At 58.4% G+C, this 10,484-nt stretch carries 14 protein-coding genes; 6 read left to right on the top strand and 8 right to left on the bottom strand.

The features are described from left to right. Nucleotides 1-363 precede the first annotated feature (363 nt). Complete coding sequence (locus tag C9383_RS02310; RefSeq protein ID WP_060753261.1) at nt 364-783, top strand: organic hydroperoxide resistance protein; 420 nt, start codon at nt 364-366, stop codon at nt 781-783. A gap of 64 nt (nt 784-847) precedes the next feature. Here C9383_RS02310 and C9383_RS02305 read toward each other — a convergent pair whose 3' ends face one another. After that, nucleotides 848-1,420, bottom strand: coding sequence for an elongation factor P (locus C9383_RS02305; RefSeq protein ID WP_016975379.1), 573 nt, complete (start codon nt 1,418-1,420; stop codon nt 848-850). Between the two features lie 49 nt (nt 1,421-1,469). Then, nucleotides 1,470-2,603 (bottom strand): elongation factor P maturation arginine rhamnosyltransferase EarP, encoded by a 1,134-nt coding sequence (earP, locus tag C9383_RS02300; RefSeq protein WP_090366025.1) that lies wholly within the window; start codon nt 2,601-2,603, stop codon nt 1,470-1,472. Nucleotides 2,604-2,735: 132 nt separating this feature from the next. Between earP and C9383_RS02295 the strand changes: the two genes are divergently transcribed. Both C9383_RS02295 and C9383_RS02290 read left to right on the top strand, forming a co-directional pair. After that, a complete protein-coding gene (locus C9383_RS02295; RefSeq protein ID WP_090366026.1) occupies nt 2,736-3,104 on the top strand; it encodes a hypothetical protein in 369 nt (122 codons plus the stop codon). An 11-nt stretch (nt 3,105-3,115) separates the two neighbouring features. Beyond that, on the top strand, nt 3,116-3,598 hold the full coding sequence (locus C9383_RS02290; RefSeq protein ID WP_090372223.1) for a GreA/GreB family elongation factor: 483 nt from the start codon (nt 3,116-3,118) through the stop codon (nt 3,596-3,598). A gap of 5 nt (nt 3,599-3,603) precedes the next feature. Here C9383_RS02290 and cysB read toward each other — a convergent pair whose 3' ends face one another. From cysB to C9383_RS02265, 5 genes are all read right to left on the bottom strand, one after another. Continuing rightward, on the bottom strand, nt 3,604-4,578 hold the full coding sequence (gene cysB / locus C9383_RS02285) for an HTH-type transcriptional regulator CysB (RefSeq protein WP_060753258.1): 975 nt from the start codon (nt 4,576-4,578) through the stop codon (nt 3,604-3,606). 104 nt (nt 4,579-4,682) lie between these two features. Next, nucleotides 4,683-5,183 (bottom strand): universal stress protein, encoded by a 501-nt coding sequence (locus tag C9383_RS02280; RefSeq protein WP_060753257.1) that lies wholly within the window; start codon nt 5,181-5,183, stop codon nt 4,683-4,685. Between the two features lie 66 nt (nt 5,184-5,249). Next, the gene (locus C9383_RS02275; RefSeq protein WP_090366028.1) at nt 5,250-6,167 is read right to left on the bottom strand and encodes a 5'-nucleotidase; all 918 of its coding nucleotides are present in this window, start codon (nt 6,165-6,167) and stop codon (nt 5,250-5,252) included. A gap of 16 nt (nt 6,168-6,183) precedes the next feature. Further along, nucleotides 6,184-7,146, bottom strand: coding sequence for a putative 2-dehydropantoate 2-reductase (locus tag C9383_RS02270; protein ID WP_090366029.1), 963 nt, complete (start codon nt 7,144-7,146; stop codon nt 6,184-6,186). Beyond that, entirely contained in the window at nt 7,143-7,529 is a 387-nt protein-coding gene (locus tag C9383_RS02265) for a YbbN family protein (RefSeq protein ID WP_090366031.1), read from the bottom strand. Before C9383_RS02265 ends, C9383_RS02270 begins: the two co-directional genes overlap by 4 nt. Between C9383_RS02265 and C9383_RS02260 the strand changes: the two genes are divergently transcribed. Both C9383_RS02260 and C9383_RS02255 read left to right on the top strand, forming a co-directional pair. Continuing rightward, a complete protein-coding gene (locus C9383_RS02260) occupies nt 7,528-7,962 on the top strand; it encodes a PilZ domain-containing protein (RefSeq protein ID WP_060753253.1) in 435 nt (144 codons plus the stop codon). The two genes, C9383_RS02265 and C9383_RS02260, sit on opposite strands and share 2 nt — an antisense overlap. A 130-nt stretch (nt 7,963-8,092) precedes the next feature. Next, entirely contained in the window at nt 8,093-9,169 is a 1,077-nt protein-coding gene (locus C9383_RS02255) for a 3-deoxy-7-phosphoheptulonate synthase (RefSeq protein ID WP_060753323.1), read from the top strand. 65 nt (nt 9,170-9,234) lie between these two features. Here the strand turns inward: C9383_RS02255 and C9383_RS02250 are convergent, their stop codons facing one another. Beyond that, nucleotides 9,235-9,516 (bottom strand): GNAT family N-acetyltransferase, encoded by a 282-nt coding sequence (locus C9383_RS02250; protein ID WP_003189869.1) that lies wholly within the window; start codon nt 9,514-9,516, stop codon nt 9,235-9,237. 610 nt (nt 9,517-10,126) lie between these two features. Here C9383_RS02250 and oprI point away from each other — a divergent pair. Next, a complete protein-coding gene (oprI, locus tag C9383_RS02245) occupies nt 10,127-10,378 on the top strand; it encodes an outer membrane lipoprotei OprI (protein ID WP_003172710.1) in 252 nt (83 codons plus the stop codon). Nucleotides 10,379-10,484: the final 106 nt, after the last annotated feature.

Here is a 10,484-nt window from a genome sequence, read left to right as displayed (position 1 = left end):
AGCTTCAAATGTGTAAACGATGTCCCCGGTTTCAGATGTAAACGATGTCTACGGTTCTACACCCGCGCTGGGTGGCGTAGCCGCCCCAACAAAGACGCCGCGGTATTTCAGGAGGACCGAGGTGCCTGGGTTTGGGGCGGCTACGCCACCCAGCGCGGGGCAAGCCCGCTCACTACAGATGATGTGCTCCACATCCCACCCTTTAACTGACTGGCATTAGGGCTTGCCCCTCCCACAATGGTTTGAGGTTGGGCATAAAAAATTTATAAATTTAACTTGCGCACTAAACATTAGCGCTATACATTCATCTCACCAACTACTTAGCGCGAAAACAATTAGCGCTAACAGCAAAGAGGAAACGCCATGCAAACGCTCTATACCGCAGTAGCCACCGCCACCGGCGGCCGTGATGGTCGTGCCGTCTCCAGCGACAACATCCTCGACGTCAAACTCTCCACCCCCAAGGAACTGGGCGGTGCTGGCGGCCAAGCCACCAACCCTGAGCAATTGTTCGCCGCCGGTTACTCGGCCTGCTTTATCGGCGCGCTGAAATTCGTCGCCAGCCAGACCAAGCGCAAGGTTCCGGATAACGCGTCGATCACCGCCCACGTCGGCATCGGTCAAATCCCCGGTGGTTTCGGCTTGGACATCGACCTGCACATCAGCCTGCCGGGCCTGGCCCAGGACGATGCGCAAAGCCTGGTCGACGCCGCGCATCAAGTCTGCCCGTACTCCAACGCCACTCGCGGCAACGTCGACGTACGCCTGCACGTAACCGTCTGATTTATAGACGCCCACAAAAAACCCGACTCAAAGTCGGGTTTTTTTCGTATCGAGGTAGCCAGAATTACTTCTTGGCGCGACCTTTGTACGAACCACCTTCACGGGTGTCGATCTCGATCATGTCGTCGATTTCGATGAAATCGGCTACTTGCAGTTCGGTGCCGTTAGCCAGCTTGGCAGGCTTCATTACCTTGCCCGAAGTGTCGCCGCGAGCGGAACCTTCGGTGTAGGCAACCTTACGCACGATAGTGGTCGGCAGCTCTACGGAAACCAGGCGCTCTTCGAAGAAGATCGCTTCGCAAACGTCGGTCATGCCTTCTTCGATGAACGGCAGAACGGCTTCGATATCTTCAGCGTTCAGCTCGTACATGGTGTAGTCGGTGGTGTCCATGAACGTGTAGGTGTCGCCGCTGATGAAGGACAGGGTCGCTTCTTTGCGGTCGAGGATCACGTCGTCCAGCTTGTCGTCGGCACTGTAGACAGTTTCAGTCTTGTAACCGGTCAGCAGGTTCTTCAGCTTGGTCTTCATGATCGCGCTGTTACGACCCGACTTGGTGAACTCAGCTTTCTGAACCAACCAAGGGTCGTTGTCGATACGGATCACGGTACCGGGTTTCAGTTCTTTACCAGTTTTCATTGCAGATATCCGAAATTTGGATGGGATTTACAAAATTCAAGGTGGCGTATCATATCCAACTTTCATAAAACTGTACCAGCGCCGTCGCAAGATCGGCCTGCAAGCCCTGTTCCAGACACCAAGTTTGCGCGTGCTGGTTCACTTCCGGCCAGTGCTCCAGCAACATTTTCCACGACTGTGCCATATCGCCATCAGCGTTCCAGGCTTGCCAAAGTGTTACTACGGCAGCACTGGCTGCCGGTGACAAGGCGGCGGTGTACAACTGCAGGAAGGCGTCGAGCTTATCCAGGTGGATGTCTTCATCCTGGCGATAAATGTGCCAAAGCATTGGCCGCCCCGCCCACTGCGCCCGCACGAACGAGTCTTCGCCGCGCACCGCGTTGAAGTCGCAGCACCACAGCAAGCGGTCATATTGTTCCTGGCGCACGAACGGCAACACCTGCACGGTCAGGGCCGCGCGCTGATGAATATCACCTGCTGCCAGGCCCTCCAGCCCCAGCCAACGTTGCACATCGCCGAGGATGCGGCCCTCCGGCACCAATAGATGAGTGGCACGCCCGTCCGTCGCCAACACGTCCAGCCAACTGGCCAACCCGGCATTTTCATAGGCAAACAGCGAGATCAATCGCGCATCAGTTGCCGGAAACACTCCCAGGGTCTGCAGGAATTGTCGTTGCGCCGGCACATCTTGTTGAAAAGCCTGGCACTGCTCCAGCAACCCTGCCTCGCGCAAAAGACCGCCTGTTCCCGGGCGAAAACCGGGGAAGAAGAAATACTTCTGCACGCCCTTGAACTTCACCGACGGCAGGCGATGGCAACCCACCACCCACTCTTCGGCACTGAGGTAATCCAGGTTCATCCACAGCGGAACGCGTTCGCGCTCGGCCATGGCTTCCATGTAGGCCGGCGGCAATTGGCAGGCAAAAGCGGCGATCACGACATCGGCAGATGGAGCGCCGGGCCAGTCGGCCGGCCAGTCGCGCACCTCGACGCCGTCCTGCCATTGCTGCGGCGACCGCACATCAATCTCAGGGCACATGCGCTCGAAGGCCCGCAGGTCATCAACCCACAAACATACTTCGCACCCATGCTCCACCACCAGTTGCCGGGCCAGGCGCCAGGTCACGCCGATGTCGCCGTAGTTGTCGACGACACTGCAAAAAATATCCCAGCGGGCTTTCATTCCGGGCTCCAACGTTCAAAGGCTCGATTGTCCGCATAAATGCGCCAATGCAGAAGGCTTGATCGCGATTATTCTGCACAGTGGCTGTGCGACAATCGTCGCCACGCCATCAATGCCCGCCAGGAGTCCATCATGTCTGATCGTTCGCTGCCACTGTTCAAGCTCAGTGTCGCCATCGCGTTTGGTGTATGGCTGGGGTTTGTCGCCATCGTGCTGACGAGCTGGTTGACATCGCGCTATCTGTTCCCGCAGAGCCTGGCGCCGGTCGCCCAGGCCGTTCAACAATTAGGCAAACCTGCCGTCGTCACACCCGAGCCGCCGAACCGTATGTTCGAGCAATACACCGACAACCTGCGCAAACAGGAACAGCAGCAATCCCTGGACCAGGCCCGCAACAATGTGCGCAACCTGAACAACCCCAAATGCCAGTTCTGGTTGCAGCAAGATCAGAACGCTCCCAATGAAAAGAGCCGGGCCAATGTCCTGCAATTTTGCGAATGACCCCACTGCCCATGAATAAACACGCCGTTCACTCGTTGATCCTGGAAAAACTCAGCGTCGACCTCGACATTGCCCAGCGCGCCGCGCAGACCGCCTACGAAACTGCGACCCACGAAGAAAACATCGCAGAAAACAAATACGACACCCTTGGGCTGGAGGCCTCCTACCTGGCAACCGGCCAGGCCAGGCGCGTCGAGGAAATCAAGCAAGCGCTGTCGCTGTGCCAGAACCTGCCACTGCGGGCCTATGACGATCAGCGTGGCATTGAAATCGGCGCCTTATTAGGCCTGGAAGACGAGAATGGCCGCCAGCAATGGCTGTTCCTGGCACCGGATGGGGCAGGCTTGAAGGTGGATGTGGTGGGGCAGCCGGTGACCGTCATCACCCCGCGATCGCCCTTGGGCAAAAGCCTGCTGGGCAAGTTCGAAGGGGATGAGGTGGAGATTCTGGTGGCGGGCGCTCGGCAACATTTTACGGTTACCGAGGCCAAATGACGGTATCAGTGAACCGGTAATTCCACGCCCTCGAACAGCTCTTCCAGTTCCTGCTTGTTGTGGCACTGGATCGCCTTGGCCATGACCTCGCGAGTCAGGTGCGGCGCGAACTTCTCGATGAAGTCGCACATGAAGCCACGCAGGAACGTGCCACGACGGAAGCCGATCTTGGTCACGCTGGACTCGAACAACTCGCTGGCGTCGAGAACCACCAGGTCCTTGTCGAGGCTGGTATCGACCGCCATCTTGGCGACGATGCCCACGCCCAGGCCCAGGCGTACATAGGTCTTGATCACGTCGGCGTCGGCCGCGGTGAACACCACTTTGGGCGTAAGGCCACGGTGGCTGAAGGCTTCGTCGAGCTTGGAACGGCCGGTAAAACCAAACACGTAGGTGACGATCGGGTATTCGGCCAGGGCTTCCAGGGTCAGCTTCGGCAGCTTGGCCAGCGGGTGGCCCTGAGGCACGACCACGCAGCGGTTCCAGCGGTAGCAAGGCATCATCACCAGGTCACCGAACAGCTCCAGGGCTTCGGTGGCGATAGCGAAATCAACGGTGCCATCAGCCGCCATTTCGGCGATCTGCATCGGCGACCCCTGATGCATGTGCAGGGCGACATCGGGGTATTGCTTGATGAAATCGCGGATCACCGGCGGCAGTGCGTACCGCGCCTGGGTGTGGGTAGTGGCGATCGACAGGGTGCCTTTCTTCTCGTTGGAGAATTCCTGGGCGATCTGCTTGATGCTTTCGACCTTGCGCAGGATCTCGCCGGCGGTGGTGATGATGCGTTCACCAGCCGGAGTCACGCGGGTCAGATGTTTGCCGCTGCGCGCGAACACTTCGACGCCCAGCTCGTCTTCGAGCAGGCGGATCTGCTTGCTGATACCGGGTTGCGAGGTGTAGAGGCTTTGAGCAGTAGCGGAAACGTTGAGGTCGTGGTGCGCCACTTCCCAGATGTAGCGCAGTTGTTGAAGCTTCATATGTATCCCTCAAAGCAGATAGACGCCACGGGTATCAGCGACGGTATATAACTATATTAAAGGACAGATCGATAAATCTAGAACTTTTTATCATTCTTTACCGATCAAATATCATCGTTGCGGCGACGCTGCAACGATGGCACCAGGTAAACCGGCACTGTCGACAACTGCAGCACCCTTGCGGCGGTTCGCCCAAGGGGTGTGGCCGCTGCGGTTGCATCGCTGTGACTCCCTACGATCAATAGATCAACGGAAAGTTTACGCAACTGGTCGAGAATCACTTCGCAAGGATCCCCCTGAATCACTCGAACCGATTGAATCAATTTCAGGTCTTGCTCCCCTTCCCCCAACTCCTCACGAAAACTGTCCAGAACCCGTTGCTCGATCGTCGCCATGACCGTGTTCACTCCCTGACGCTGCCACTCACTCAAGGCCCGCTCATCAAGGTAGCTCTGCAACACCGATTCGGCGAACAGCCCCATGGGTTCGACCACGTGAACCACATGCAGATCGGCATTGAACGTTCGGGCCAGTGCCAGCGCATGTTGCATCACATAAGGCGCATAGAGACCGAGGTCCGTGGCGTACAGCATCGAACGAATCATAGAACCTCCTGGGCAGCCAGGATGGCGGAGATTGAATGAGCTTAGCAGCGCCCGGGGCAGTTCGGCTCAGCTCTCGGTCTGGATTTTCAACTCATTGCTGATGCCATGGGGCACGTGCCCGGTGGCGACGACCTCCCTGGCCCTCTCACAGTGACCGGCCTGGTCATCGAAAAACACATCGGCGGCGAAAGCCTCCAGAAATGCGGACTTATCCAGGCCGCCTAGGAACAGTGACTCGTCGAGGCGAATGTCCCACTCGCGCAACGTGCGGATCACCCGCTCATGGGAAGGCGCCGAGCGGGCCGTGACCAGCGCGGTGCGGATCGGGCACGCCTCGTCGACAAACTCGCGCTGCAATAAATTGAGAGCCGCCAGGAAACCTTTGAACGGACCTCCGTGCAAAGGCTGGCGCGCCGACTCCCGCTCGTTGGCCTGAAACGCTGCCAAGCCGCCAGCCTGGTACACACGCTCGGACTCGTCGGAGAACAGCACGGCATCACCGTCGAATGCGATGCGCAATTCCTCGCTCGACGCTCGACGCGCGCCGCCCGAAAGAATGGTCGCCGCCGCAAACCCGGCGTCGAGGGCACTGCGCACATCGTCGGCATGGGTGGAAAGAAACAGATGGCAACCAAAGGCAGCCAAGTAGGGATACGGACTACGTCCACCTACGAAAGCGGCGCGGGAAATATCCAAGCCGTAATGCTGGATAGAGTTGAATACGCGCAGGCCGGTGTCAGCACTGTTGCGAGACACCAACACCACCTCGACCCGCGCACGGCCCAGGCTGGCGTTGAGGCTCAGCAGCTTTTTGACCAGCGGGAAGGCATCGCCGGGTTCAAGGGTTTCTTCCTCGTGCTCGATTTGATACTTGCGGTAAGCCTCCACGCCTTCGGTGAGGTAGACCTTGTGGCTGTCACTCAGGTCGAACAGCGCCCGTGAAGAAATCGCCAGCACCAGTTTGTCGCCCAATCCTTTTGCCATGGTGTTTCCCCCCGAATCAGCGATTGTGCCGATCTATAAAACTCAAGGCTTGATACAACGCCTGGATTCGTGGCAACTCGCAACCGGCGGCCTTTGCCGCCGCCAGCGGCCGGGCGTAGATCGCCGCCAGTTCCAGCGGGCGCTTGTGCACATGGTCGTGGTACATGCTGGGCAGATAGTCATCCATGGTTTCGGTCATCGCAAACATCTGGTCGGCGTAACTCGCCGCAATGTCATGCCCGCAAGCACGGGCACCCTGCACCACTTCGGCCATCAACGCCTGGATCAATTCGCGGCTGGACTCATCCGCCATCAACGCCGTGGTGCCGGTGCCCAACAACACGGAAAGGCCGTTATAGGGAACGTTCCATACCAGCTTATGCCAGCGCGCCTGGTGCACGTCGGCCATGGCCTGGGACTCGATGCCGGCCTTATGAAACAGCGCGGCGCCCTCTTCGACGATGGCCTTCCGGCCGGCTTCATCGTCGGCGGCACCGCCACTGTGATAACCCAGGTTGACCCGGCCCAATGCCTGATGCTCGACGACACCAGGGCCGGAGCGATGTACGCCGATGTAGCACAGGCCGCCAAGCAGGTGCAGCGACGGCGGCAGGTGCTCGCGCAAACTGTCTTCGACATCCAGACCATTTTGCAGCAGCACAATCCTGGCATCCGGCGCCGCAACCTGGACGAGCGTGGGGGCCAAGTCCACATTGCCAGTGGACTTGGTCCCCACCAGCAGCCAATCGCACGCAGGCATATCGGCAGCGCGGGCGTAGGCCTGGACCGCAGACAGATGCAATTTGCCATGCACCTTGCTGTTGAGGTGCAAGCCATGCTCGCTGACGGCGGCGTATTCACTGCGCAACAAGAAGTGCACATCGAAGCCGGCGCGCGCCAGCATCAGGCCGTAAAAGCCACCGATGGCGCCGGTACCAATGATGCCAATGCGGGGGGAAGGCTGTGCAACTGCGGTCATGGCAAATCCTCTGGAGTACGGGTAAGGGCTTGTTTTACTGCATCGCCAACGGCATCACGCGTAAGACGCGTCTGTATCTGCCCCAGGAACTGACCCTCGCACACCACGAATAACGCGGGCAAATGAAAGATCTGGTAGCGCTCGACGGCGCCGCCGTTGTGCCCGGCATCCACCCAGCACACGCGATCCACCGGCAAGTGCCAGCCGGGCAACTGCTGACGTGCGAAGCGGCAGCTGGAACAACCGACGCTGGTGAACACCACCAATGAAATACCTGGCAACCCCAGCAATTGCTGGTCAATATCCAGGTCGGTCAATTCCAGTTCCTTCACTATACTGCTGCCACTGCCGTCAACGGGACGGCGCTCGGAGTCCGTGTACATGGGTCGTTTTTTACCTCACCCTGATGATGTCGCTGTCGAGTTGATCCAACGTCCCTCTCCCACCATGCCCCGCCAACGCCTGCACACTATCGGCCTGGGCGGTGTCGCGTGCAATTATCCGCGTGCCTGGCGCCAGGGCACGGCGGTGGATCTGTGGATCCCGTCGCTGGGCGCGAGTGCCCGCTATCCGGGCTACGTGGCGTGGTGCCGCAAAGTCGAAAAGGGTTACCGTATCGGTATCTCGTTTACTGATGAGCACGCCTTGTTCGGTGCGCGGATGGGCGAACAAGTGTGCCAGATCGAGCGCTACTGCCGCTTGCACGAAGACGCCGAGCCGACACCTGCGCAGCACGAAGCCATGGCCCACGAGTGGGTTGCGCGCCATGCCGTCGAATTCTCCCATGAGGCTTTTGTGCAGCCTGTGCTGGATTAAAGCGGAGTTTGCCCATTGTCGCGGGCCGGTGATACGCGCTAAGGTTCCTTCCCCCTGCATTCAAATCATGCTGTGCTCCGCCGCACGGGGATGGCTGGCGGCCGGCACCGTGACCCTGACGAGTAACACGATGGCTGATTTACCGATCAACGACCTTAACGTCGAATCCAACGAGACCCTGATCACGCCCGATCAGCTCAAACGCGAAATCCCCCTGAGCGACGCTGCCTTGCAGACCGTCACCAAGGGCCGCGAAGTCATCCGTGACATTCTCGACGGTACCGACCACCGCCTGTTCGTGGTGATCGGCCCTTGCTCGATCCACGACCTCAAGGCTGCCCACGAGTACGCCGAGCGCCTCAAGGTGCTGGCGGCCGAAGTGTCCGATACCCTGTATCTGGTGATGCGGGTCTATTTCGAGAAGCCGCGCACCACAGTCGGCTGGAAAGGCTTGATCAACGATCCTTACCTGGATGACTCGTTCAAGATCCAGGACGGCTTGCACATCGGTCGCCAGTTGCTGCTGGACCTGGCTGAGATGGGCCTGCCCACCGCCACCGAAGCCCTCGACCCGATCTCGCCGCAATACCTGCAGGACCTGATCAGTTGGTCGGCCATCGGCGCGCGTACCACCGAGTCCCAGACCCATCGCGAAATGGCGTCCGGCCTGTCCTCGGCCGTGGGCTTCAAGAACGGCACCGACGGCGGCCTGACGGTCGCGATCAACGCGCTGCAGTCGGTCTCCAGCCCCCACCGTTTCCTGGGCATCAACCAGGAAGGCGGCGTGTCCATCGTGACCACCAAGGGCAACGCCTACGGTCACGTGGTATTGCGCGGCGGCAACGGCAAGCCCAACTATGATTCGGTCAGCGTCGCGCTGTGCGAACAGGCGCTGAACAAGGCCAAGATCAAGCCGAACATCATGGTCGACTGCAGCCACGCCAACTCCAACAAGGACCCGGCCCTGCAACCGCTGGTGATGGAAAACGTCGCCAACCAGATCCTTGAAGGCAACCAGTCGATCATCGGCCTGATGGTCGAAAGTCACCTGAACTGGGGTTGCCAGGCGATTCCAAAAGACCTCGCCGACCTGCAGTACGGCGTGTCGATCACCGATGCCTGCATCGACTGGTCCGCTACCGAGACCACCTTGCGCAGCATGCACGCCAAGCTCAAGGACGTATTGCCCAAACGCAAACGCACCTGACACTGCATGACGCACACAAAAACGCCGGGCTGAGCCCGGCGTTTTTCATGGTGCGGTTTTAGGGTTCAAAGCTTCGCGGCATGGCGCTGGTGGCGCTCCATGTAGCGCTCTACGTAAGAGCACGAAGGGATCACTGTGTAGCCGGCCTCTTCGGCGAACTTCAGCGCCTCTTCGGTCAACGCGGCAGCGATGCCACGGCCGCGCAATGCGTTGGGCACGAAGGTGCGATAGATATCCAGGGTCTGCTTTCCGAGGTCCATGTAGGTCAGATAGGCACGATGACCGTCCACATTGGTCTCGAACTGATGACCAGCCTGGTCATGGTGGATGGACAACGCCTCGCTCATCACTACTCCTCGCGGGTCTGCAATTGCGACCCTACCTTACCGATGTTTTTCCGGCGAAGGAACATCTACGCCACCCCGTGCCGGTTTCGACAACGAGAAACCCATAGCGCTCACAACCAGCACGTAGGGAGATAGTAGGCACCATTGCGGCAATTGCTCAAGCGCACACGTCATCCCTTGCTGCTGGTGGATATAGAAAGGGCCTCGATCAACCAATGATCGAAAGCCTGAACATTGCCGGCAGTTGAAGCTTGAGACGAACAGGCGCTCTTAAAGTCACCTCTACATGCGCAAAAGATGTGAGGCGGGTTAAAGGCAACCTGTACAAAAGTGTCACCCTGTATATATATATTCACGCCTGTTCACTTGGCTTAACACATGCGGGCTGTAGCTTTCAGCCTGGATCCAATCTCCATCGCGATGGAGAGAATTGGATAGTTTTTATGCAGATGTCAAAAAGATTAGCCAAAAGAGATGCAGCTCAAGATTTTTTTTTGCTTCTTGCGCTACGTCAGTTTACTTACTACAAGTAATGGGTAGTATGTACGCCGGCTATCAGCTCACTCTGAGAAAGTAGCCATTTAATAGAAAGTCCTTGAAGGGGAACACGATGAACAACGTTCTGAAATTCTCTGCTCTGGCTCTGGCCGCAGTTCTGGCTACCGGTTGCAGCAGCGTCTCCAAAGAAACCGAAGCTCGTCTGACTGCTACTGAAGACGCAGCAGCTCGCTCCCAGGCTCGTGCAGACGAAGCCTACCGTAAAGCTGATGAAGCTCTGGCTGCTGCTCAAAAAGCACAACAGACTGCTGACGAAGCTAACGAGCGCGCTCTGCGCATGCTTGAAAAAGCAAGCCGCAAGTAATAATCCTTCGGGGTTGTTATCAAGCCGATCCATTCTTGGGTCGGCTTTTTTATTGCCTGGGATTCAGCCCAAAACCTGCGGCAATAAAAAACCCGCCATGACCCAA

Origin of the sequence: Pseudomonas palleroniana, from assembly GCF_003031675.1 — a bacterium.
Taxonomy (GTDB): Bacteria; Pseudomonadota; Gammaproteobacteria; order Pseudomonadales; family Pseudomonadaceae; genus Aquipseudomonas; species Aquipseudomonas palleroniana.
Note: the sequence above shows the minus strand (reverse complement) of the source record. Positions and strands in the feature narration are given on the sequence as shown.